The organism is Streptococcus suis, from assembly GCF_019794555.1.
In the GTDB taxonomy this organism is placed as follows: domain Bacteria; phylum Bacillota; class Bacilli; order Lactobacillales; family Streptococcaceae; genus Streptococcus; species Streptococcus suis_AB.
The window spans coordinates 13,523-38,857 of sequence record NZ_JAIMEP010000017.1 but is presented as its reverse complement, the minus strand read 5'-3'; the positions used below and the strand labels follow the sequence as shown (position 1 = coordinate 38,857).

Here is a 25,335-nt window from a genome sequence, read left to right as displayed (position 1 = left end):
AACGCAAACGTTTGCACCTGTCAAGTGTTTTATAAAAAAAGTTTCTAATCATCGAAAAAGTGCCTGTTTTATCGCATTTGTTAGCGAGTAACAAAAAAAGAAAATTGGAATTTTTTATGCCAATTTTCTCTATTTTTTATATTTTTTAAGCAAAGCTTTGCTCTTGGATTTGGATAATTCCATTTACCACATCAGCTTCTAAGTTTTTAGCTTCAATATGATCCAAATAGAAGTCTGTAACCTTATCCCGAATTTGGCTTTCGATTACACGACGAAGTGGGCGGGCACCCATGGCCTTATCATAGCCTTCTTCCATCAGTAATTCCTTAGCCGCTTCCGTTACCACCAAATGAATACCTTTTTTCGCTAAGGTGTTATTGACTTGTTTTAATAGCAATTCGACAATCGCCTTAAGATCTTCTTTGTCCAAGTGTTTGAATTCAATTACCGCATTAAAACGGTTGAGAAATTCAGGACGGAAATATGGCGCAATCCGGTCCATGATATCACGTTTTTCCTCATCTTCTGGAATATCGTAGCCAAACCCAGCATTGGATGTTGCAATAATGATGGTATTTTTAAAATTGACCTGATTACCTTGTCCATCAGTCAAATGACCATCATCAAGAACTTGTAAAAGTAGAGTGATGACTTGTGCATCAGCTTTCTCAATTTCATCCAACAAGACAATTGAATAGGGATTACGACGCACTCGCTCAGTAAGTGTATGTGAATTATCGTCATAGCCTATATAACCCGCTGTTGTACCAATCAATTTTGAAACAGCTGTCCGATCACTATATTCAGACATATCCAAGCGGATGATTGCCTCTTTATTACCGAATAAATCAAGCGCCAATTGCTTAGCCAACTCAGTTTTACCGACTCCCGTTGGTCCAACAAAGAGGAAGGAACCAATTGGGCGATTGCCATCGTCAAAGCCAGCACGATTACGACGAATCGCACGAGATACAGCTTCAACGGCATCTTCTTGACCAATAACGTTTGTAGCTAAACGATTTTTGAGTCCTTTAAGACGCTCAATATCTGAAGCCCCCATTTGTGAGACTGGAATACCTGTCATTCTCTCTACTGCTTGAGCAATGTCATTCACATTCGCAACAACTTTTTGACGTTCTGTATGATTGTTAATTTGTTCTTGCAAATGGTCAATCCTTACCTTTTCATTCAAGGCTCTCTCATAGTCTTCTTTTTCTGCCGCTTCAAGCTGTAATTTTTTAGCTTCTATCATCTCTGCTTCTAAGGTCTTTATGTCAGTCACTGGATGTTGAGCAGCCAAGTGAGCCGCGGTCACATCAATCAAGTCAATAGCCTTATCCGGCAAGCTACGTTGTGGAATATACTGGACAGAATAATCAACCGCTGCATGCAAGACTTCGTCTGGCAAGTCAATATTATGATGGGCTTCATAAAGTGGTTTAATGCCTTTCAAAATAAGATAGGTATCTTCTGCAGATGGAGCATTAACCTTCACTTCATTAAAGCGACGTGCCAAGGCAGCATTTTTATGAATTGTATTGCGGTATTCATCCTGTGTTGTAGCTCCAATCACAGTCAGTTCACCACGTGACAGAGCAGGTTTCAGTATGTCTGCCAGACCTTTAGAACCTGAATCTCCACCAGTGCTACCAGCCCCTAAAATTTGGTGAATTTCATCAAAGAAAAGAATGATATTTCCAGCATTTTTAACCTCATCAACCAGGTTTTGTACATTTTCCTCAAAAGCTCCACGGTACTGGGTCCCAGCTTCCAAGCCTGAAATGTCGATGGAGATGATTTCCTTGTTCTTAATGGCTGCTGGCACATCACCATTAACTATAGCTTGTGCCAAACCTTCAACTACTGCAGTCTTACCAACACCTGCATCACCAACTAGGACGGGGTTGTTCTTAGTACGACGTGCCAAAATTTCAGATGTTTCTTGGATTTCTTTATTTCGCCCAATAACAGGATCCAATTTCCCTTCGCGAGCCTCTTGAGTCAAATTGCGACCTAATTTTGCTAGTATCCCATCTGACTTTATCTGACCTTTAGATGGTGCTTGTGCCACTTCTTCTGATTGTGGCAATTTACCAGTTTGACGATACATGGCAAATTCCTCTGGTGTCACTTCACGACCATTAATAGAATAGCGACGTCGTTCTGTACTGTATCCACCCATGTTCCCCATAAGTTGATTAAAAATATCGTCCATATTGTTAAAATTATTGAAATTGTTGTTCATAGTAGTTACCTCGTTTAAGTTTCATTTATTTTTGACTTTTGCTGACCTTTTTTTTAAAAAAATTGATTTAGTCTTTTAGTTTGCTTTTAGTACTAGCTCTAAAGGTTTGGGGACCTTTGGAGGTGGGAAATAGAGCGAACAAAGCTCGCATCAAAAGCTGCAGGCACCTTTAATAGTCCAGTGGACTATCGAAGGTTGGAATTCGCACCTACGATAGTAAGTGACATTCGTAAGGTACGGCAAAGCGAGTTCAAACGATCCAGTGGAGTGTTTGAAGCTGGAAATAGGGAAATGGAGTTTCCTCGTACGTCAAAGTAATAAAAGATAAGCTAAATGACGCTAATAGGGTATAATCCTGTCTTTCATAACAACCTCCTAGAAGTTTGTCTTTTACTGACCAATGATTCAAAATAAAAATCATTACGTTTTGATCTTTACTGACCTTTTGATTAAAAATTTCGCAAGGCATTTACCTTACGAATCTTATTATACACAATTAGTCAGTAAAGGTCAATAGATTTGTTAACATTTTTCAAACTTTTTAAAAAGTTAGATAACAATCCCTTCCAAATGATCTAGTTCATGCTGAACAATCTGGGCTTGGAAGTCTGTCAGCTTTAGACTCTGTTTTTTCCATGAAGCATCAAAAAACTCCACTTCAATCTCCTGATAGCGAGTGGTCGGGCGAGTACCTACTAGCGACAGGCAGCCTTCCTCTGTCTGATAGGGCTTGGACTTGCTGATGAGGACGGGATTGTACATGACCAGATTGGTGAAGCCCATGTTGACGATGATAATTCGCTTTTTGACGCCAATCATGTTGGCCGCCATACCCACGCAGGCTTGAGCGTTGGCTGACAAAGTATCCTGTAAGTCTTGACCTACCTGCACATCTAGCTGAGTCGCCGGTTCAGACTTCTGCTGCAGGAAGAAAACATCTTTCATAATAGGTTGAATCATGGGGTGTCTCCTTACACTCTAGCTACATCTAGTATACCAAAAAAGCCTAGTTCTCACTAGACTTCTTTCGTTTATTCTTGGCAGTAGACTGCAATGGCTTGACTGACTAATGCTGCTGTACCTGGTCCACCTGCTCGGTCGATGTTAACTGTAAATCGCTCATCTTCAACATACATAAGACCTAGCCCCTGCAAGATTTCCTTGGTGCAGGTGTAGAAGTTTTCTGTGATATAAGACTGCAAGTTCGCTACCTGAGCCTGCACATCAGGATGACTAACTTCCAAGCTCTGCATTTTTCCAAATGCTTCAAAAATAGCCTCCATCTCTTGGGCAAATACTTTGTCCTTGCTGGCATCATAGCCTTCTTCAAACTCGGCATAGGCCGCTGTCTGTCCCCACCGTTCCTTGGCCTCCACCTTATAAGCTTTTAGTTGACTGCTGTCAAATGCATGAAAGTCCATGACTTCTCCTCCTTTTTCTGTGAGCAATCTGGCGTGATTGATGATGCGGTCCAGACGTTCCCTTTTGAGCTCTAAAAGGGTGATATGGTCCCGCAAGACCTGCTGACGATTGAGTTCCGTCACATCCAGAAGCTGCTGAATGTCTTTGAGAGGAAATTCCAACTCACGAAATAATAAAATTTCTTGCAGATGAGCCAAATTTTCTTGATTATAGTAGCGATAACCATTTTCTGCCACAAATGCTGGTTTGAGCAAACCAATCTGGTCATAGTGGTGCAAGGTCCTCACCGTCAATCCTGTCAACTGACTGACCTGCTTAACTGTCCAATTTTCGTTCATAGAAATCTCCTCTCTATACCCAGTATAAGGGATAACGTAAGGTGAGAGTCAAGGGAAAATTTAATTTTTTATCCCTTCTTTATAATTTCATTCATATAACCAGCGGTAATAATCCCTGCAGGTAGAGCAACAATCGCAATTCCAATTATTGAAGACAACATTGTAATGATTTTTCCTAGCATTGTTGTTGCAAATATGTCACCATAACCAACAGTAGTTAATGAAATTGTCGCCCAATAAATTGCATCAAAAAATGTTTCAAAAGTATCAGGCTCAACCGAAAAAATCAATAAAGCAGTAAAGAAAATATAACCAACAGCCAGGCTTGCTACTAGCAATAATGACTCTTTTTGATTTTGCAAAACGTTCATCAAAATCTGAATGTTTTTTGAATAGCGGATAACTTTGAAAACTCGAAGTACACGCCCCATCCGTACAATTTTCAATAATCGAAGACTGTTATTAAAGTATAAAAAAGTCGGTAAAATGGACAATAAGTCCACTATAGCTAATAGGCTAAATGGGTAGAACAGAAATGATAGTTTTCCTTTTTGCAATTTGAAATCAGCTGTTAGTATTCTAAAAAGATAATCCAAGCAAAAAATAGCAGTCGAAATATAATCCATTAACAAATGAAAAGAATTCGTATGCTTAAACATCAAAGGAATCAAACTAACCACTATTGCAAATAACATTATTAAGTTATAGCAACGTGACAATAAACTATCGTTATCATTTTCTAGAATACAAAATAATTTTTCCCTCATCTCACTCCACCCTCACCGGCACGCGCCCGTAGGTTTGCTCTGCTATTGCGTCAGCGCCAAGTTGATAGACCGCATCCGCCTGCTGGGTCAGGCTGTCCCAGGGCTCTTTGCCGATCCGCGTCACCAGTTCTACCTGCTCCTTGACGGTCTTGAGATAGGCCTGGCCTCGAGCCGAGAAGCCTAGGACATGGACCGCATCTGGCAAGGGAGTTTCCACCGCATTGATCAGGATGTAGGTCAGCACCCGCCGCACCCGCGCCTTGGTGTAGCGCTTGGTCGCAACAGCATCCACCAACTCCTCCACGGTCGCTACGCTCCCAATAGCAGAGCGGATACGACTGGCTAGTTCTTCATTCACCTGAAAGACCTGACTGAGATTTGGATGGGTCGTAATCTGGTAGCGGAGCAGAGGAAAATAGTTTCTCCAGCTTACCTTGGTCGCCTCTTCAAAGAGACTGGCAGACGGTAAAAAGTCACGCACCAAGTCCAACTGGTCAGCACCCTTTCGGATAGCTGTCGCCGAGGCGTAGGACGTTTCCACCTCTTCCGAATGAAAACCAGCTCCCTGCCGCTGAACAGGACCAAGCTGAATACCTGTTCCCGCCACTGCTTTAGCGTAAGCCAAACCCAGAATATGGTTGGGCGTATTACCTGTGAAGGTAAGACCAGCAAACTCCTGCCACATGGCCTGGGTCTTCTGTGGATAAGAGAGAGGGTCAGGCAAGTTTTTCACAAAATTTTCCATCTCTTCCGACTTATCCACATAGATATCCGCAATTTTCTGGTAATCCAGCATTTCTTCCGTACCGAAAACCAGTTTTTCCACACCTAGCCTGTGTAAAATGCTGATTGCTCCTTTAGCAAAATGGTCAGCCGACTGGACCGACACCAAAAAGGGCATCTCAACAACAAGATCTGCCCCATGTTCCAAAGCCATCTGAGCCCGTGTCCACTTATCCACAATAGCTGGCTCACCCCGTTGCATAAAATTGCCAGACATAACCACAATTTTTAAGCCTTCCGCCTGTTCCAACAGGTATTTATGTCCCGTGTGAAATGGATTGTATTCTGCAATAATCCCTGAAATCATGCTTTGACCGCCTTGAAAAACCACCGCTGGCTAGTTTCTGTCGGAGCTTGATTTTCAAAGTCCGCAAAGACTTCCACAGAGGCAAAGCCAGCTTCTTTCAATAATTCCATATAGGTTTCAATCGGATAGGTCCGCTCGTCATGAACTTCATCCCGACGAATAAACCGCTCCTCTTGACTGTCCTCATCTTTGACAAAGAAAGTCAATTCATGAACAATGGAATGCTCATGCTCACCTTCATAGGTATCCCAGACAAAGGCAAAATCCTCGTAGTTTTCATGGTAGCTATAGCCTGCAAAGACTTCCTCCATTTGATAGATGGAGTGAACGTCAAAAAGGAAAGTACCACCTTGATTGAGCACAGAGTGAACTCCTTCAAAGACCCGCAAAACGGCTTCTTGGTCTGCCATATAGCACAGACTATCCGAATAACAGGTCACCGCATCGAAATCTCCAACACCTTCCAGAGCCATCATATCTGCCTGAGCCAGTTCCAGCATAACCCCAGCTGCTTCTGCCTTCTTCTTGGCCAATTCCAACATTTCATAGGACAAGTCCAGACCAGTCACTTCATAACCCTTTTGAGCAAAATGTACAGCCTGAATCCCTGTCCCACAGGCCAATTCTAAAATTGTCTTGGTATCTTGTGGCAAGTTCCGCAAGCTAAAATCTGTCCATTCATCATACAAGCTGTTATCCATGATTTCATCATAGACCGCCGCAAATGTTTCATAAGTTGCCATATTTTCCTTTCATAAAAAGCAGCCAATCGACTGCTTCATTAACTTACTCAGTTTTCAAGAAGTCCATTACTTCTACTCAAACAAACTTAAACTCTCTATGGTCACTTTCGAGTTTCAGGGTGACCAGCTGAAACGCTTCCTTACTTTATTTTAGGTCAGGTACGAATAGCCCACAGGACTTTTCGTATCCACCAAACTGTTTCCTTATTCCTCGTCTAAAAAGTCTGCGACTTCCAAGAAGCTACCTTCGTGCCATAATTTTTCAAGATTGTAGAGGTCTCGCATTTCTTCAGAAAAAATATGCACCACAACACTACCGAGATCCAAAAGGACCCAGCCACCAGTGCTATCACCTTCGACACGGCCACCTTTAATACCGGCTTCTGCAACCTTTTCACGGATATTTTCCGCAATAGCATCCAACTGGCGACTATTCATTGAACTGACAATTACAAAATAATCTGTCAAGCTAGTCACACCCTGAACATCAACCACAACAAGGTCTTCAGCTCGCTTGTCATCAGCAGCCTGGACTACAACTTTTACTAAATCTAGTTCTTTCATTTTATCCTCTTAAAATATTTTCTAATGTATCTACCTGGGCAAAATTCCATGACCAGATGTTTTGGTAGTGGTCAATCAAGTCTTTGGCATCCATTTTTCCTGTATAACCTGTCGTTGTTCCATCCTTTATAATTGCGAGTTGATAGCCGTACTCAAAGGCAACCTTGACCGTCGTATCAACACAAAAATTGGTTGCCATCCCCATAATGATGAGCTTGTTTATCTTTTGTTTTTGCAAGTAAGAATGAAGCCCCGTCTCTTTGAAAGCACTATTGAAAGTTTTATCGAAAATCATTTCATTTTCTAAGGGTGCAACCAAAGGATGAATTTCCCAATCAGGCGTATCTTTGACCAATTCTTGATCGTGATGGCGAATATAGATAACCTCAATCCCTGATTGTCGAACCAGTGCAAGACTATCTTGCCAAAGCTGGAGCCTTTCTTCAATAGCAAATGGCTTACCCTCCACTACCAAATTCTGAATATCAATGACTAATAGTGCTGACTTCATCTTACCTTCTTAACTCTCCGACATAAGCATTATACGTTTCCAAGGTCTGTGGATAAATGGGAATACCCCTCTTCGCCAAGTAAGAAATAGTTTGGGCAGTTTCAAAGGCTACTGCCTTATCCAAAGACTCTTTTGCAATCCGTCGTGCCTCGTCCACCCCAGGAAAATTCCGATTGGGTTCGATGTAGTCCGCTACATAGAGCACCTTATCCAGCAAGGTCATTTCTCGCGCACCAACTGTATGCCGTTGAATGGCTTGAAAAATCTCCTCATCTTCCAAACCAAAATCTTCTGCGATTTTATAGGCCCCTACTACACCGTGCCAGATATTATTATCCCAGTTGAGCAAGTCCTTATCCAATTCATACTTAGCAATCAGCTCATGAAAAACTTGGTCTTCCACTTCCTTAGCATAGTCATGCAAAAGTGCTGCCAGACTGGCTTTTTTCAGGTTACAGCCATATTGGTCAGCCAATTCAAGAGCCGCCTCTTCCACACCCAAAACATGTTGAAATCGTTTCGGTTTCATAGCGGCACTTATTTTTTCTAACAAGGCTTCACGATTGAAGTCTAAATCTGAATTGATCATTGATAAAGCCCCTTCTCCTCAATATAATCTAACACCTCGTGTGGGACCATAAAGTTTGGTACTCGACCTTGTTTAATAAAATCACGCACCATGCTAGAAGAAATATCCATGAGCGGCACATCTACCCAGATAACCGGGTAGGAAGTCCCAGCTTTATAACGTGGACGTTGTACGCCAACAAACTGAACCATAGTAACGAGTTCATCAATCTTATGCCATTTTGGAAGATAATCCACCATATCCGCACCAATGATAAAATAATAATCTGTGTCTGGATTTTTTTCCTTCAACAATTTCATAGTGTCATAAGTATAGCTGACACCCCGGCGCTCCAATTCAATAGTTTCTATACCCAACCCCTCAATGCCTGCAATAGCCATCTTGAGCATGGAATAGCGATGATACTCATCAATTGTTTCTTTTTTATCTACATGTGGTGGAATAAATTCAGGCATCAGCAACACTTCATCCAGTTGCAATTGCTGGCGCACCTGATCAGCTACAATCAAATGAGCATTGTGGACAGGGTTGAAATTCCCGCCTAGAATTCCAACTTGTTTGCGATTGGTTTCTTTCTTTTCAACCTCTAATTCAACCTTGGTAAAGGGTGTTAAGAGTTCAATAGCCATAGGCTCTCCTTCTTAGATTTCTTTAACCTTTTTAGAAATTTTTCTGTTCTCTTTCTTGCTAGATTGTTTAAATAAAATCAAGATACGACCAATTTTTTGAACTGTATCGACCCCAATTTCATCTTCCAGTATCTCTGCGACCTCGTGAATATTTTCGTCTGTATTTTGTAATAAGGTAACCTTTATCAACTCACGTGCATCAAGCGCTTGACGAACACTGGTTTTAATCTGGTCATTGAGACCATTTTTCCCAATCTGAATAATTGGTTTGAGACTGTGTGCCTGACTGTTCAAATAGGCACGTTGTTTTGAAGTTAATGACATAATTTCTCTTTTCTTTACTAAACTAAGCAGACCTAGTCTGCTAGCATTTTCTGAATCACTTGAGGAGACTCTTCCAGCTTGTAGATACCAGTGTAGGGAAACTCCAGATAGCTGTTAAGTATTCCCTCATAGGCAAATGCTGTGGTTTCACCTTCTGCCATGACAAAAGCAATCCGCACATGGGGTGAAACCAACGGTGCGTCGTGAACACTATCTTGATGGGTCTTTTTTGCATTTCCTAGTTCTGCCAAAAAGACCGCTATCTCTTCTGACTGGTCGATTTGGACTACTTCTTGACCTTGGACCAAACGAATTTCCCGGACCTCACTAGGTTTTGGAAGATTTGGTTCTTCCCCTGGCCAAAACCAATAGGCTAGAACACACAAACCGACAATGGCCAGCATACCAACTACTTTTTTCATAAGTGACTCCATTTTAGACTTCATTAAATAATGGCCTTGCGGATGACAACATCAACACCCTTAGGAGCCCAAGCAGCAATCTGGGCTTTTTCATTGACGCGAATCCAGCCAAGACCTGAGAAGACCACATCCATCTTTTCATTAATGGTAAATTCATGGCGGACCAACTCTGGAAACTCTTTTAGTTCCTTACTGGTTGGCGGAACTAACAAAGTCCCCGCATGTTTCTGGTAAAAATCACTAGCACCTTGTAACTTGGTCCGATGGAGTTGAAGTTCATTGTCAAAAAACGCTGTGAAACCTTGGCGTTCGCCAGACACAAAGTCAAATCGTCCAAGACCTGCCAAGAACAAGGTTTGTTCTGGATTGAGCTGGTAGGTCTTTGGCTTGATTTCCTTCCGAGGGCTGATATATTTGAGATTTTTAGCCGTCAGGTAATGTGCCATCTGATGACGGTGAATAATCCCTGGCGTATCGTAAATGAAAGAACCATCATCCAGAGGAATCTCAATCTTATCTAAAGTTGTCCCTGGGAATCGTGAAGTTGTGATAACATCCTTGTCCCCTGTGATTTCTTGGATAATAGCATTGATCAAGGTTGATTTGCCGACATTGGTCACGCCGACTACATAGACATCCCGACCTTTGCGGTATTGTTCTATCTTTTCAATCAAATCCTTGATAGCCTGCTTGTTTTGGGCAGAAGTCAGAACCACATCGACTGGTCGCATGCCGATTTCATGCGCCCGTTCGGTCAACCACTGGGTGACCTTGCCTGTCTTTACAGACTTGGGTAAAATATCCTGCTTGTTGCCGACCAAAAGCACATCATTTCCTGAAATAAAGCGAGGCAAACCAGGAATGATTGAACCATTAAAATCAAAAATATCAATGACATTGACCACCAAGGCATCACTTTCTCCCACACTATGGAGAAGTTTCAAGAAATCATCATCGGAAATATTGACATCAGAGATTTCATTGTAATGACGCAAACGGAAACAACGTTGGCAGTATAATTGACCAGTTTCTAAACCTTTTTCTAGGGCTGATTGAGGAGTAAATCCTGCAACATCTTTATCTGTCGTCTGAATTTGAGCACCACAACCAATACAAAATAATTCTTCCACTTACATCTCCCTCTTATAGTCTATCGCTCCGTAAGTAGCGATGATTTTTTTCATTGTCCGTCGTTCGCGCCAACGGTTGATCTGTGTATTAATAGAATCTGTCCGAATCAAGGGCTTGACTAAGACCGACTTAAGTCCAGCTCGCTTAGCCGCACGAATGTCTGTCATCAGCTGATCGCCAATCATGACCACTTCATGTGGCTGGACATTAAAGCGTTTCAGTGCACGGTTAATCCCAAATGTGAACGGTTTGAGAGCGAAGGCTTCAAATTCAATCCCAAATTTTTCAACTGCCCGTTTGACACGCTCATATTTATTGTTGGAAACAACTACTACAGGAACTCCCGCATCACGTAAGTCATGTAACCATTGACGCATTTCTGGCGTTCCATCAGGATTATTCCAGGCAATTAAAGTATTATCCAAGTCAACAAACACAACCTTAATCCCATGTTTTTTCAAGCTATCAACTGTCACATCATAAGCCTTTTCCAAGGCAAAATCTGGCATATAATTCTCTAAACTCACTATCGTCTCCAAAGGTTTTTATCAGATAATTATACCATTTTTTTAAGAAAAATGCGAACCGATAATAGAAAACACTCGGATAAACCGAGTGCTCTCTGAATGGAATCATCTTGGTATCTCAATTAAATCTGACCTTTTTCCAAAATCCAATCCTTCGGAATAAAAATCATATGGGTCAGTAACCAGTCAATGTCAAGAGTAAATTTTGAAAAAGCAAAACCAATCTGCTCTATCCCTGACTCATCCTCATCTAACCCTAAAATGGTCAATGCATGTCCGTAATCCGCATGACTATCATCAAACAATCGCCATATCAGAGCACGATAGATTAATTTTTTTGCATCATAGAGACTGTATTGTTCTCGGTATTCCGAAAATGACTGACAATCTTTCCCTTTCGGCTCCACACCTGTCGTTTTTGCAATTGCAATTAGACTGTCATAATTATGATAGCGCAGGGTACTATTCAATGATTGAGCTAAGCGAACGGCATAATCCAATGCTAAATCACTCACCTCAACAGCCACAGTTCCTAATTCTTTACGTAGGGGATTCAAGAGAGACGCAGCATATTGAGCCAATTCTTCTCTAATTTCCTTTTCTACATTTTCAATATTTGGCAAGATAATATTTCGATCTTCTTCATTTCCTTGATAAATATTAAGCAGTAATCCTTGTTCACCAAGTCTTTCCAATTCAGCATCGAAACCGGATTTTCCCTCTTTGGCATATTCTAAAAGTTTTTCATAATACCCTTCTGGCAATACTATCTTGTCCAATATTTCATGAAGTCTAGCTGTTCCCATGATATCCTCCTGCTACTTTATATTGCTATTCTAGCAAGTTTGCTTTTTTTTGTAAACATTTTCAACTCGGAAATCTACCTGCTTATTTCACATAAAAAAACTATTGTCAAGCGCTATCGATATCAGATATGTTAACTTGAATCTCGTAAAAAAGTTATCGAAGTTCTCCCGTAGCAGTTTCTAGGCTGTGTAAAGAACTTTAACAACCAAAAATGAAAACAGCCGACTGTGTCGACTGCTTTCGTGGAGATTATATGAAAAAGAATAAATATATTGTATCTCCCAATGCTTAAACAAACCTTAACTTAAAAATACTTCTAAAAGACTCACGATTATTATCCTGTAATTTTTATTAGGTTCAATGCACCTTACCAAAATAATCTCGTTCCATGTATTTGATTGATTGGTAATGCTTCTAATAAAGTTGGAACATTCTCTATGGTTAATCCACCGCCAACAAGAACTTCAATTTTTCCATCCGCATAGGCTTGAATGTCTCGTAACCACTCGATATTCTGCAATGCTGAACCTGTCAGACTTCCACGCGTCAAAATCCGTGTTACTCCGTGACTTGCCAACCAGTCAATTGCTTCAAATTGACGACTACGAGGAATCTGATCAAATGCCATATGAAAGACAACTTGGTGACCTGTTGAAACAGCCAGCAATTGTTCTAAAGCTACCTCATCCAACCAATTTTCCTCAGTTAAAACACCATATACCAAACCATCTGACCCAAGCTCTATGGCGATTCTGCAATCCTCAACCATCATCTCAATTTCAGTTTGGTCATAACAAAAATTCCCTCCACGTGGACGAATCATGGTCATGACTGTGGCGTTCTGTTCATGAGCTAGTTGACAAACATGTTTGATCACTGCATAACTAGGGGTCGTTCCTCCAACCGCTAAATTATCACACAGTTCAACTCTTTGAGCACCCAGAGAAAGAGCTTTCACCACAGCTACATGATTTTCGGAACAAAATTCTTTAATCATCTTTATTCCTTTCAAGTCTTTTTCCTTTAGTATAACAAAAAAGAGTATATTAACCAATACTCTTTCTACTTATCATTAAATCTTTCAAGGAAATCAAAAGAACTGCGAGTAAAATCAACAACATCCCAACAAAGTCAATAGTATAAAATTGTTCATTGACCAACCATACCGCAAAAAAAACTGATGCAATCGGCTCAATCGAAGCCAATAGACTCCCGTTTACCGGACCAACTAAACTGACCCCCTTCAAAAAGGCTGTATAGGCGAAAATAGTTCCCACACCAACAATCCCTAGCAAACCAAATGCAGTTCCAATATCCAAAGGTAGACTCTGTTTCCACGTTTGTACTCCAAGTGTTACTACTATACCACCCATCAACAACCCTAGGCCAATAACCGTTATACTGCCGTATTGACGAATCAATTTACCTGGCAAAATAATATATAGCGCATAAGTAAAGGCTGAGAAGATTCCCCAGAACAAACCGATTGGAGCCACTGACAATTCATCTAATTTGCCATGAGTCGCAATCAAAAATGTTCCTGCTACAGCTAAGATAATTGAAATCAACTCAATCCCTGATGGTTTTTCCCTATTTTTCAAACAGGTATAAGCTAAGACTAAGATAGGGCAAAGGTATTGTAAAACCGTAGCCGTTCCCGCATTGGTATGATAGATGGCTTGTAAATAGGCTGTCTGATTAAGAACTAAGCCAAGCATGGCAAAGATAAAAATTCCTAGCAAAGCATTTTTATCGTTCAAAACTGCCAACAGCTGTTCTTTCGCTGTAGCATAAGCCAGGCCAACGAGAAAGAATCCCGATACTAACAAACGCAAGGAGGTAATCATATCCACTGAAACACCACGAGACATCAAGTACTGTCCACTCACTCCAGACAAGCCCCAGGCTATACCTGCTATTACTGTAATCAGTGTTCCCAATCTCTTTTCCGCCATCATATCTCCTTCTCACACTGTGAATACTTCCATTATACCAAAAGAGCAGGACACCGTCCCACTCTTTCTTACATTTATATTGCCAAACCTACAAATTCTACGAATCGTAGAAAGGCTGCCTGACCTTCCGGTGTTCGTTTGTAGACCCCTGCATCTTCCAATACACGCGCAAAAATTTGTCCCACTGACTCACGTACAACTTGTTCGACAGTTTCCTCTGTCACATCTGGGTGAGCTGTTTTCAGGCTTTCAGCCCAAGGCTGATGATAGTCAGCCACCTGACTATCTTGACCCAGTAAGAATTTTTCTACTTCAGCCAATTCTGCCTTCAAGCGTGGGGGTAAAATCGCCAAGCCCATTACCTCAATCAAGCCGATATTTTCTTTCTTGATATGTTGCACATCTGGATGTGGATGATAGATGCCATCTGGAAACTCTTCTGAAGTTTGATTATCGCGGAGAACCAAATCCAGCTCGTACACATCTCCTCGTTTCCGAGCAATTGGGGTAATCGTATGATGGGGTGTTCCATCTGTCTCAGCCTTAATCTGAACGCTATCATCTGAGTAGCTCCGCCATTTTTCCAAAATCTTAGCCGCTAAACCAAGAAGCGACGGTTTGTCTGCTGAACTCAAGCGAATCACCGACATGGGCCATTTGACAATCCCTGCTGAAACGGACTCAAAGCCGTCGAAGACCAGCTGGTGTTCTATCGGCGCCTGATCCATGGCAAAACTGTGCCGCCCACCCTGATAGTGATTGTGGGTCAAGATCGAGCCACCCGAGATGGGAAGGTCTGAGTTAGAGCCGACAAAATAATTTGGAAAGATGTCAAGCAAGTCCAATAGCTGTTCAAATGTTTGCGGACTAATGACCATGGGCACATGCTCTTGGTTCAAGAAGATGGCATGTTCATTGTAGTAAGCATAAGGCGAATATTGGAAGCCCCACTGTTCCTTGCCAAGATCCAAGCGAATAATGCGGTGATTGGCGCGTGCAGGGTGATTAATCCGTCCCTGATAGCCTTCATTTTCCATACAAAGCAGACATTTCGGATAATTGCTAGCTTCTACTTTCGTCGCAGCTGCAATAGATTTTGGATCTTTCTCGGGTTTTGACAGATTGATTGTGATTTCTAAATCTCCATACTCCGTTTGAACCTGATAATAGATATTTTTTGCAATCGCAGCCATCTTGATATAGTCATTACGTTTGCTCAATTCATAAAAGTCATTAATCGCTTGATCTGGACTGTGCTGATAGGTCTGCCAAAAATTACGATTGACCTGACTTGGAATTGGTGTTATCAAATCCATCAAACAAGCCCCAACCATATCCTGTTCTTCCAGCAATTCTCCAACAAAACCAGATTGAACTCCATGAACCAAAAGTTCATCTTTTAATTCAATCAAGTCTTCTAGCTCTGTCTCAACCTCCAACACCTGATCCCCAACTAAGGCTAGAACCCGATTGCGCAGGTAAAGAGCATCTATTTCCTCAAAGCCACTATTGGCAATGACCTGCTCAACAAAACGATCCACCAATCCTGTCATCATTTCTCCAATCTATTTTCGAGATAAAACGCGAGAGCCTCCAGCAATCTCCGCTACATAGAAGCTTGGTTCATAGCCAACAACCTCAGTATAGGTCTTACCAACATTTTCAGTAAAGACATCAACCTTATCTTTATGAACAATAGCAATACCACAACCGCCGAAACCCGCACCTGTCATCCGAGCACCAAGAACGCCTTCTTGCTCCCAAGCTGTGTGAGCCAAGGTATCCAATTCCAAACCTGTCACTTCATAATCATGTTCCAAGGAAACATGAGAAGCATTGACCAAACGACCAAAGGTTGCCAAATCTCCTTCTTCCAAGGCCTTACGAGCCTGCAAGGTCCGTTGATTTTCTAAGACAGCATGGCGGGCACGCTTGATACGATTTTCATCCTTAATCAAATAACTATATTGATCAAAGGTCCACTCATCCAATTCTCCCAGCGTTTGAATATTCAAGACCGCATTCAATTCCTCGACTGCTTTTTCACATTCTGCGCGGCGTTCATTGTACTTAGAATCTGCCAATTCACGACGTTTATTGGTGTTCATGATGACGATCACATGGTCACCCAAATCCAGCGGTACCAATTCATACTCCAAGTTATTGGTATCCAGATAAATGGCACGTTGGTCTGCTCCCATACCGATCGCAAACTGGTCCATGATACCAGAATTGACACCGATAAAGTGATTTTCCGTTTGTTTCCCAATTTTCACCAAATCAAGGCGAGTCAATTCAAGTCCATACAACTCTTCTGCGATGATTCCAATCAAGAGTTCTAGAGAAGCTGATGATGACAAGCCTGAACCATTTGGAATGTTACCATAGACAAAGACTTCCATACCTGTGTCAATGCTGTGCCCTGCTTCTTGCAAGAACTTAAGAACACCTTTGGCATAATTGGTCCAGTTATCCGCCTTATCAAAGACCAGATTGTTCAAATCCACTTCGATAATCCCAAGTTCTTCAAAGTTTGCGGAATAAAAGCGCAAAACTTGGTCATCCCGTTTGCGAGCAGCCCCGTAGGTCCCCAAGGTAATGGCCGCAGGAAAAACATGTCCACCATTATAATCCGTGTGCTCACCAATCAAATTAATACGCCCTGGTGAGAAAAAAGTTGCTTCAGCCTCTTGTCCAAAAACATCGAGAAAGGCTTGGTTAAGTTGTTCTGAATTCATGAGAACCTCCCATTTTCTGTAATCGTTTTCTTTTATTGTACAACTCTCTAAATAAAAAGTCAATATATTTACTAAATATTTACTAATTTTATTTTTTATGCTAAACTAGAGACAAATAAACAGGAGAAGAATATGGTTACAATCAAAGACATAGCAAAACAAGCCCACCTTTCCTCATCCACCATTTCCCGCGTACTCAAGGGCGACCTGACCCTATCCGTCAGCCAAGAAACACGCGACCGCATTTTCCATACGGCTCAGGAATTGGGCTACACCAAGCATATTAAAAAGCAAGCACCTCAACAAAAAGGCACCATCGGAATTGTACAGTGGTACACTGAAAGTGAGGAGCTGGCTGACCTCTACTACTATTCCATCCGTGCCAGCATCGAGCAAACAGCCAGTCTTCTCGGCTATCAAATCATCCGCTCCTTCAACGACTTGACCAATCCCCTCCTTCAAGAAGTTGATGGCATCATAGCAGTCGGTAAGTTTTCTTCGGGGCAAATAGCAGAGCTGGCAGCCTTATCCTCCCAGCTAATCTTTGTGGATTCTGATACTCTAACCGAGGGCTTCTCCTGTGTCACAACCGATTTCGTTCATTCTGTACAGACAGTCATCGACCACTTCCGTTTTCAAGGCCTGACAGACATCGGCCTGTTAGTTGGACAGGAAAGAACCACAGATGGTCACCAACTACCAACAGACCCGCGCCTAACCGCCTTTCGATCCTATCTAGACACCTTAGGAATACTTCGAGAAGATTTCATCTACCAAGGAACATTCTCCACCCAGTCTGGCTATGAGCTGATGAGTCAAGCCATCGAAGACCTGGGCGATCAATTGCCCCCAGCCTTCTTCATGGCAAACGATACCCTGGCTGTCGGCGCCCTTCGAGCACTTCAAGAGCGTCAAATCCCTGTGCCAGAACGGGTCCAGCTCATCACCTTTAATGATACAGCCATCACACGCCAAGTCTATCCAGCCCTATCATCCATTAGTGTTTACACTGAAGAAATGGGGCAGGAAGCCATGCAACTGCTAGACCGTGTCATTGCAAGCCCGCAACCCCACCATCCCCGTAAGATTAAACTAGGTACCCAGTTGGTTATACGGGAGAGTTCTTATTGAGAGTGCATAAGAAAAATCTTCCTACTTGTAAGAAGATTTTTCTTATACATTATTAAATACCACAACTTCTCAAATAGCACTGCGAAGCTTTTGCTCATACTAGATTTGTTAAAATATTATATCAAATTCTATTATCTTTAGCTTTTCTCAAACTTGCTTCCGCTGCTTTCAATCGTGCCTTATCATCAGGATTTCCTGTTCGCTTAAAAACTTGTCTTAAGTGAGCAACATCTTTCTCAAGTTGACGCATTTGATTATCTTTCATCGCCCAATCTACATTATTCCTAAAACGTCCCCAAAAGCCCGAAGTCATAGAATCTGTTGCATCTCTCGCTGCATCAACAATAACATCATCAATAGAGTCAATTACTTTATTTCTAGAACTAACAGATGCTTTTAATGCACTCCAAATTCCTCTACCTATCATTTGAAAACAAGTAATAAGAAAAGACTTCACATATCCTTTCTTATCATATTTAACGATAAGATATATAATTCCAATTGGAATTAAAAGTCCAACTAATTCAAACATTGTACTCTCCTATTTATTAAATCTTTCCTAAAATTGTACTTCTTAATACTTCCGGATGAATAACCAGCAGATTGTCAGGTTCATTATCGTAAAGCCATTCTGTGTGATTGGTAACAATCTCTTCAATAAGATTTCTAGCCCACCGTGCATTAGCCTGTTGGTTTTTCGGAATCTGACTATAAATCTCAGCCACCTGCTCTACAACAGGATAGTCTCCTATCGACCAACGCTTTATCAAGCCAAGTCGCACAATCTCTCCGATTTCCTCTGGACTATAGTCCGGAAACTCAATCATAATTGGAATACGAGAGCGCATCCCTGAGTTAACATCTAGAAATGCTTCCATTTCCTTAGTATAACCTGCAAAAATCGCAATAAAGTCAGAACGATGATTTTCCAATGCTGTAATTAGGGCTTCAATCGCTTCAATACCAAATTCATCTCGTTCCGACTGTTTTAATTGATAAGCCTCATCAACAAATAAGACACCACCCATAGCAGCAGTTATAACCTCTTTTGTCTTTATTGCTGTCTGGCCAATATAGCCCGCTACTAAATCCGGACGACTAACTTCTTTGACTGTTTTTCGTCCAAGAAAACCTAAGTGGTAAAAAATCTCTCCAATAATCCTTGCTACAGTTGTTTTCCCTGTACCTGGATTTCCAGTAAAAATCATGTGGTAGGTTGGACGATTAGCGTGTGTCCCGATTGTTTCCTCTAATTTTTTATTAACTTTGGCTTTTTTCACGAGTTTCGTAACAAATTCTTTTACAGGTTGCAAACCAACCAAAGAGTTCAACTCATCCAACAGTTCTTGTATACGCTGCTCGCTATCAACTAACTCCCCACCAACTGCTAGCGATATATCCTCATTCGTAATGGTTATTATATCATCACTAAGATTTTTCATTAGACGACTGGCAAATACTTTAGCAATACTTTCATTAAAATTTCGTACAAAACGTGCATTGCTCTTGGTTACTTCTTTTTGATATGCTTTAACAATTGCCCTTTTGTAGTACTCTTCATCAAACTGATAACCCATTTTGTGCAATCCAGCTTTTCCTATTTCAAATATTTCATCTGCAGAATAGTCTTCAAAATTAAATTCATTGCTGACACGAGAAGCTAGACCAGGATTTAAGCCCAAGAAATTTTGCATTTCGTCAGTATAGCCTGCAAAAATAACCATAATGTCATCCCGATTATCCTCCATAAACTTCATTATTGTATTTACTGCAATCTTTCCAAAATCGTTATCGGAAACATTATTTAATGTATATGCTTCATCTACAAAAAAGATTCCTCCCCTTGCTTCCTCAAGCTTTGCTAAGGTAATCTCCTCCGTTTTACCAATGACACTTCCTACTAGCCTATCTCTATCCACCTCCACAAGCTTATTTTCTTTAATTACACCAGCTTCATAAAGCAATTCACCCAATAAACGAGCTACGGTCGTTTTTCCCGTACCTGGATTACCTAAAAAAAGCGAATGAAGAACAATATTCTGAGTAGGTAAACCCTGTTCTTTTCTCTTCTGATTAAATTTTACAATGGAAATGAACTCATTGACTTTTTCTTTAACAGAATTCAGCCCAATCATGTTTTGTAGTTCATTCATTGCATTATTCTTTGGCTCCAGTCCCTCAATCAATTCAGGGCTCTCAATATCTTCTTCAGTAATACTCTGCTCTAACTCATCACTTGTTGCCTCAAGAAGAATCGGTGATACCGCTTGAACGGTAGAACTATTATCATAAACTATTTTCACTGAACAATCTTCAGCAAAATTTACTTGTTTTACCTCAAGTTGAGAATCTTCCACCTTTAATTCAAGATATGTCCAGTTGTGAGAGAATAGCGTTTCGATCTGTGCTGAACTAGAGCTATTCAGATAAATAGGATACCAATTGTGTCCTCCATAAATTCCGAAATTGCCTTTACTGATTAATTTAGACCCTTCATACAGTTGTAAATATGTTTTGAAATCAGAATTACATACTTCTATAAAAGATTGTCCAAACAGTTTAACACCATCTAAACTGCAATTTTCCACAAATAATTTAGATTGTTCCTTTAATAGAATAACATTATCAAAAGTAAAGTCCAATACTTCGCAATTATTTAATTGAAGTATACCATTATTGACAAATAGTAACGGATAATATGTACAATTCGGAACATCCACATAATCCTGAATTAGATTTCCACGTTCTATTCGACAATTCTCTAAATGAAGTTCCGAACCATAATAGACTTGTAAATTATTGGTCAAAAAATCTCCAACAAAATTAATATTTCTGATAAATACTTTAGCTCCAGATGAAATTTTGATTGGCATTGTAATAAAAACTTTTCCAATGTCTAAATCTTTGGCTACAATCGATATGCTCTCTGTTACTTCCAGTAATTCTGGTAATTCATAAAAACCCTCTGATACAATAATTGTATCGCCCGATTTCGCCTTTTGTACCGCGTCTAAAAAGTTATGTTTAAAAAAACCAACTCCTACTTCATATGTATTTCTCATACTCACCTTACCTAACAATAATATCTGTATTGTATATTTAACATGACCAAAAAGTTGAGTAGTTCTACCCAACTTTTCTACTAGATTTATTTCTTATTTCTGATTTTTAAATAAGATACAATTCCTATAATTACAAATCCTGTTGCTCCCAAAACCGAAATGGTTTCCCCTGTCATCGGCAAGATTCCAAATAGTTTTTGGGGTTCTTCTTTTTTTGCGGAGACATGTTCTTCCGAAGTTTTTGTTTCCGAACTTGAACTTGAAGTTGTTGAAGACGAAGTTACTGTTTCTTCCTCTTTTACAACAAAGTTAGGGTTTGTAAAAGTAGCTAGTACACTGGGATTAGAATAGTCTTCCGCACCAATAGTCACTGTCCAACTAACATTTTTCAATAGTTGTCCCTCGATAATGAAACCAAATTCAACTTTTGCATTAGGGCCAGGATTTCCTCCAATACCAACAATCCCAAAGCATCCATTCTGAGCGCCATCACTAGTGATGACAAATCCATTCTCTGATACCTTTCGCAAGGTCATCATGTTTCCTATCAAATTTCCATCTGAATAGACAGAGGCATATGAACCGTCACCTGCAATTTCAACAGATGAAGGACGTCCCGGTTTGGTACCATTTGATGTTTCAACCGTGGTCCATGTACCTACAAGCTCGCTCGGTAAGGAAATCTCTTGTCCGATGGTGGCCTCTCTCATAGCCTTAGGTAACACGGATTGAGCTGAGGAATCTGCTGTAAGAGGTGTTGACAATGGTTTATAGTCTAAAAGTGACAAATCAACTTCTGTTTTACCCGAAACATCAATTGCACCCTCTGTACTTCCTACTTTATAGTCTGCCTCCTGTAGCAAAGCTGCCTCACCATTGGTTTTAGATAGTTGATACAATTTGGCATTTATATCTCCCGATCCTCGAGAAACTTCAAATACTTGAATACTTCCATCTTCATACACTACGAAATTACTACCACCTGATGGACCAAAGATTTTTCCAACTAAAAGAGCCGCTGTCTGCTGGTTGGCATAGTAAAGAGCAACTGGATTGATGGAACCATCTTCTACTTTTTCACCAATAACCAACTCCTCCTGACCATTTTTGTCTATATCAAAAAGAGCATAGTGAAATTCTTTTGAGCCTACAGAGTTAATTGCGTAACTTTCCTTCGGAACCGTACTCAAGGTCGATTGGTAAACCAAGCTGTCAGCTTGGACTGATTGAGTTCCAATCAGTCCAAGAACAGCCAGTGATAAAATAGAGCCTTTAAAATAATTCTTCATAATCCCTACTTTGTCTACTTATTTCTGCGTAAAACAGCCACTCCCAATAGATTTGTCAATCCTAACAGAGCCAAAGCTAGACTTGTTTGCTCCCCGGTGTTTGGCAAGGTCTTAGCACGTTCTACACGTAAGTATGTCACTTTTTCTCCAGTAGCTGTTTGTGTCACGGTGACACCTGCTTGTGGGTTCGTCACCACAACCTTACCGTCAACAACTGTTACATCTTGACCTTTATCAAGAGCTTGTTTGACCGCGTCAACATCAATAACTGGTTTTTCAGCAGCAGTTGGAGCATCTTTTGGTACTGCAATCACTGTTCCGTCTGGAAGTGTGGCAATTACATTGTCTTTCGCTTTGTCTTCAAGGTCTTTGATGACTTTGTATTCTGCTTGAAGTTCTGTCAACTTAGCTTTTGCATCATTTAGCTTAGTATTTACAACTTCAAGTGCATTGTTAGCAGCTTCAGCTTTAGCAATTGCTTCTTTAAGAGCAGCTTCTTTATCAGACAACTCAGCTTTTGCTTCTTCTAGCTTAGTACCAGATTCAAGATAATCTTTCAATTCAGTAGCAAGTGCTTTAGCTTCTTCAACTAAGCGGTCTTTTTCTGCAAGAAGAGCTTCTTTTTCAGCGTTTAGGCTTGCAAGAGTCGCTTCTTGTTTTGTGAGTTCAGCTTTTGCTGTGTCAAGAGCTTCTGCTTTTGCAGTAGCAGTAGCTTGTGCCGTAGCCAAGTCAGCTTTAGCTGTATCAAGTACTGCTTTCTTATCAGCAAGATTTGCTGTAAAGTTATCAACAGCTTTTTGTGCTTCAACTTCACGAGATTGTGCGTTTTGAAGAGCAATCTTCGCAAGACGTAGATTGTTTTCAGCAACTTGTGTTTGAAGTGGTGTTGCAGTAGCATCAGCAAGGACTTTTTCTGCTTGAGTCTTCAATTCAAGAGCCTTAGCGTAATCAGCACTAGCTTTAGTCAATTCAGCTTTAGCAGCATCTGATGCAGTTTGTGCTGCCGTAAGACTAGCTTGAGCTTGAGTGATAGCTGTGCCATTTGGTACTAGACTCTCGAGATGAGTGATATAGGCATCATTTGTGATCAACGCATTCTCAATATCATAAGGTTTATAATATTCACCACCTGTAAAATTAGATAAGGTGTGCATATGCATTGTAGTCTTAGGTGTAACTGCAAATGATACTGCTGTGTATTCATACGGACCAACATTATGACGGGCATGCCCCCAACCAGCATGAGCGTCATTTGTTACTGAATCAACAATTTCACTAATAACTTTTTGCTTTAACTCAGCCATTGTGTAATGGTATCTGGTTTGACGCTTCTTGAAATTAGTTAAACTGGATCCACTTAGAGCATCAGTATCTGTGCTAAATGACATTTCTGAGTTCCAAACATTTTCAGTGTCGAAACCGTATTTAGTCAAAATTGTACGATCGTGACCCCCCTGAAGGTCGGGATTGTCATCTCCTTTATCCATGTATTCTTTAGCAACTTTTAAAGCATTCTCAATAATTTTTGTGTTTAATTTTGTTGGAGTAAACGTTGCACCAGTATGAGTCGCATATTGACGACGGAGATCGTTCAAAAAACGAACTGCTACTTCGTTGATTTCAATAGCATCTTCCAACGAGATATTTCGAATGTCAATCCACTCTTCCTTTTCAGAATCAGCATAAATTTGAATAGTGTTGTTTTCTAAATTAATGCGTTGTTCACCAAAAACTGTTTTAGCTCGCTTGATTAATTGATCCGCATACGCAATTTCTTTGTCAAGATTAGCTAACTCTGTTTCTGAAGCAGATTGGTTCCAATCTACTCTTTTATATAAGCCTGACCGAATGGTATTCATTTCTTGAGGTTGAAGTGTGAATGAGATAATTGCTGATTGATCGTGACCAACAGGCTTATCTTGGTTATTTGTTAGCGTGGTTACACGATCTTGAGCTGATTTGAGTGTTCCATCAGTACGTGTTACAGCATCTTGTGCCACAGTCAATTTTGTTTTTGCTGTATCAACAGCATCTGTTTTTACTGCAACATCAGTTTCAGCAGCTTTGATTTTTGCGTCACGGTCTGCGTCAGCTTGTTTTGCAGTTGCGACTGCATCAGTTGCTGTTGTAACATTAGTTTCAGCAGTTTTAACGTCTGTTTTAGCTTGGTCAAGAGTAGCTTGAGCTTCAGCAAGACCAGTACCAGAAATTGCGTCTTCAGCTGATTTGACGTCTGCTTCTTTAGCAGTTACGTTAGCATCAGCTGCGTCTTTTTCTGCTTGGGTAGTATCAACAGCAGTTTGTGCGTCAGTAACTGTTTGAGTTTGTGATGCGATTTCAGCGTTAACTTCATCAGTTTCAGTTGCGTTTGCTTCTTGGTCTGCGAGGTTGGCTGCTTGTTCAGCTTGGTTAGCTGCAATGTTTTCTGGTGTTGCATTGGTGGCGTTAGCTTCAGCGTCTTTGACAGCTTGTGTTGCTGCGTCAACGTCTGCTTGAGCAGTGGTAACAGCTTGGTTAGCTGCGTCTGCATCAGATTGAGCGTTAGTTGCATCTTGAGCAGTAGCATCAACAACAGCTTGTTGTGCATCAAGAGCTGGTTTAACATCAGCTGAAGTTTTAGGTGCTTCGACAGCAGTAGTTTCAGCAACGGGTGTTTCGGTTGTAACTGGTGTTTCAACAGTTGATGTTACCAATGATGCTTGAGCTTCTTCATAAGAAGAATAAGTTTCATTTGGTTCAGATTTTACAATTTCGCCTGTAGCATGATTGACAGTTTGCCACTCACCAGTTACACGGTTTAAAACAATACCATATTGTGTATCTGCTGATACGGTAGACGCACCAACGGTTGCAAGGGTGATAGCAGCACCTGTTGCGATAGTTTTGAGTGTTTTCTTGTTCATTATTTTTTCTCCTGAGTTGCTGTTAGGATAGGTTTGACTGTAAAGTCAAACCTTGTTATATGTAGTATAACAAGCGATTTGTGCTCTATATTTTTTTAAGTATACCATAAACTTCCTTACAATTATTTCCATAGAAACCTATAGGTTC

General features: G+C 40.7%; 24 protein-coding genes. 1 reads left to right on the top strand and 23 read right to left on the bottom strand.

What is annotated here, in order from left to right; genetic code table 11:
* Positions 1–145: 145 nt before the first annotated feature.
* The 19 genes from K6V48_RS07845 to K6V48_RS07755 form a co-directional block, all read right to left on the bottom strand.
* Positions 146–2,245, bottom strand: coding sequence for an AAA family ATPase (locus K6V48_RS07845; protein ID WP_222368902.1), 2,100 nt, complete (start codon positions 2,243–2,245; stop codon positions 146–148).
* Positions 2,246–2,794: 549 nt separating this feature from the next.
* Entirely contained in the window at positions 2,795–3,205 is a 411-nt protein-coding gene (locus K6V48_RS07840; RefSeq protein WP_222368899.1) for a peptide deformylase, read from the bottom strand.
* 71 nt (positions 3,206–3,276) lie between these two features.
* Positions 3,277–4,005, bottom strand: coding sequence for a MerR family transcriptional regulator (locus tag K6V48_RS07835; RefSeq protein ID WP_222368896.1), 729 nt, complete (start codon positions 4,003–4,005; stop codon positions 3,277–3,279).
* Positions 4,006–4,073: 68 nt separating this feature from the next.
* Positions 4,074–4,772, bottom strand: coding sequence for an ion transporter (locus K6V48_RS07830; RefSeq protein WP_172063763.1), 699 nt, complete (start codon positions 4,770–4,772; stop codon positions 4,074–4,076).
* 1 nt (position 4,773) lies between these two features.
* Positions 4,774–5,862, bottom strand: a complete 1,089-nt coding sequence (locus tag K6V48_RS07825) for a nucleotidyltransferase (RefSeq protein ID WP_222368893.1) — start codon at positions 5,860–5,862, stop codon at positions 4,774–4,776.
* On the bottom strand, positions 5,859–6,605 hold the full coding sequence (locus K6V48_RS07820; RefSeq protein ID WP_222368890.1) for a class I SAM-dependent DNA methyltransferase: 747 nt from the start codon (positions 6,603–6,605) through the stop codon (positions 5,859–5,861). The genes K6V48_RS07825 and K6V48_RS07820 overlap by 4 nt, the downstream gene beginning before the upstream one ends.
* A 204-nt stretch (positions 6,606–6,809) precedes the next feature.
* Complete coding sequence (gene rsfS / locus K6V48_RS07815; protein WP_172017998.1) at positions 6,810–7,169, bottom strand: ribosome silencing factor; 360 nt, start codon at positions 7,167–7,169, stop codon at positions 6,810–6,812.
* Position 7,170: 1 nt separating this feature from the next.
* Positions 7,171–7,680, bottom strand: a complete 510-nt coding sequence (locus tag K6V48_RS07810) for a cysteine hydrolase family protein (RefSeq protein WP_172017996.1) — start codon at positions 7,678–7,680, stop codon at positions 7,171–7,173.
* Between the two features lies 1 nt (position 7,681).
* Entirely contained in the window at positions 7,682–8,269 is a 588-nt protein-coding gene (yqeK, locus tag K6V48_RS07805; protein WP_172017994.1) for a bis(5'-nucleosyl)-tetraphosphatase (symmetrical) YqeK, read from the bottom strand.
* Complete coding sequence (locus tag K6V48_RS07800) at positions 8,266–8,898, bottom strand: nicotinate-nucleotide adenylyltransferase (RefSeq protein WP_024391794.1); 633 nt, start codon at positions 8,896–8,898, stop codon at positions 8,266–8,268. Before K6V48_RS07800 ends, yqeK begins: the two co-directional genes overlap by 4 nt.
* Positions 8,899–8,910: 12 nt before the next feature.
* Positions 8,911–9,222: a ribosome assembly RNA-binding protein YhbY gene (gene yhbY / locus K6V48_RS07795; protein WP_105126805.1), complete on the bottom strand. Its 312-nt coding sequence runs from the start codon at positions 9,220–9,222 to the stop codon at positions 8,911–8,913.
* A gap of 32 nt (positions 9,223–9,254) precedes the next feature.
* Positions 9,255–9,644 carry a DUF5301 domain-containing protein gene (locus K6V48_RS07790; protein WP_172017990.1) on the bottom strand — a complete coding sequence of 130 codons (390 nt, stop codon included), beginning with the start codon at positions 9,642–9,644 and terminating at the stop codon, positions 9,255–9,257.
* Between the two features lie 23 nt (positions 9,645–9,667).
* Positions 9,668–10,774, bottom strand: a complete 1,107-nt coding sequence (gene yqeH / locus K6V48_RS07785; protein ID WP_172017986.1) for a ribosome biogenesis GTPase YqeH — start codon at positions 10,772–10,774, stop codon at positions 9,668–9,670.
* Positions 10,775–11,302 (bottom strand): YqeG family HAD IIIA-type phosphatase, encoded by a 528-nt coding sequence (locus K6V48_RS07780; protein ID WP_172017983.1) that lies wholly within the window; start codon positions 11,300–11,302, stop codon positions 10,775–10,777.
* A 122-nt stretch (positions 11,303–11,424) separates the two neighbouring features.
* Positions 11,425–12,108 carry an SEC10/PgrA surface exclusion domain-containing protein gene (locus K6V48_RS07775; RefSeq protein WP_172039436.1) on the bottom strand — a complete coding sequence of 228 codons (684 nt, stop codon included), beginning with the start codon at positions 12,106–12,108 and terminating at the stop codon, positions 11,425–11,427.
* A 368-nt stretch (positions 12,109–12,476) separates the two neighbouring features.
* Entirely contained in the window at positions 12,477–13,106 is a 630-nt protein-coding gene (locus K6V48_RS07770) for a copper homeostasis protein CutC (RefSeq protein WP_024391790.1), read from the bottom strand.
* A gap of 49 nt (positions 13,107–13,155) precedes the next feature.
* A complete protein-coding gene (locus K6V48_RS07765; protein ID WP_172017974.1) occupies positions 13,156–14,064 on the bottom strand; it encodes a DMT family transporter in 909 nt (302 codons plus the stop codon).
* A 74-nt stretch (positions 14,065–14,138) separates the two neighbouring features.
* Positions 14,139–15,620, bottom strand: a complete 1,482-nt coding sequence (gene galT, locus K6V48_RS07760) for a UDP-glucose--hexose-1-phosphate uridylyltransferase (RefSeq protein WP_222368887.1) — start codon at positions 15,618–15,620, stop codon at positions 14,139–14,141.
* 9 nt (positions 15,621–15,629) lie between these two features.
* The gene (locus K6V48_RS07755; protein WP_222368884.1) at positions 15,630–16,802 is read right to left on the bottom strand and encodes a galactokinase; all 1,173 of its coding nucleotides are present in this window, start codon (positions 16,800–16,802) and stop codon (positions 15,630–15,632) included.
* 132 nt (positions 16,803–16,934) lie between these two features.
* Here K6V48_RS07755 and K6V48_RS07750 point away from each other — a divergent pair, with 132 nt between their 5' ends.
* Positions 16,935–17,933 (top strand): LacI family DNA-binding transcriptional regulator, encoded by a 999-nt coding sequence (locus K6V48_RS07750; protein ID WP_222368882.1) that lies wholly within the window; start codon positions 16,935–16,937, stop codon positions 17,931–17,933.
* 121 nt (positions 17,934–18,054) lie between these two features.
* Here K6V48_RS07750 and K6V48_RS07745 read toward each other — a convergent pair whose 3' ends face one another.
* The 4 genes from K6V48_RS07745 to K6V48_RS07730 all read right to left on the bottom strand — a co-directional run bounded on the left by K6V48_RS07745 (position 18,055) and on the right by K6V48_RS07730 (position 25,187).
* The gene (locus tag K6V48_RS07745; protein WP_105126797.1) at positions 18,055–18,465 is read right to left on the bottom strand and encodes a hypothetical protein; all 411 of its coding nucleotides are present in this window, start codon (positions 18,463–18,465) and stop codon (positions 18,055–18,057) included.
* Positions 18,466–18,481: 16 nt separating this feature from the next.
* Entirely contained in the window at positions 18,482–20,995 is a 2,514-nt protein-coding gene (locus K6V48_RS07740) for an AAA family ATPase (RefSeq protein ID WP_222368880.1), read from the bottom strand.
* An 86-nt stretch (positions 20,996–21,081) separates the two neighbouring features.
* Entirely contained in the window at positions 21,082–22,284 is a 1,203-nt protein-coding gene (locus tag K6V48_RS07735; protein ID WP_105126795.1) for a hypothetical protein, read from the bottom strand.
* 14 nt (positions 22,285–22,298) lie between these two features.
* On the bottom strand, positions 22,299–25,187 hold the full coding sequence (locus K6V48_RS07730; protein WP_222368916.1) for an SEC10/PgrA surface exclusion domain-containing protein: 2,889 nt from the start codon (positions 25,185–25,187) through the stop codon (positions 22,299–22,301).
* Positions 25,188–25,335: the final 148 nt, after the last annotated feature.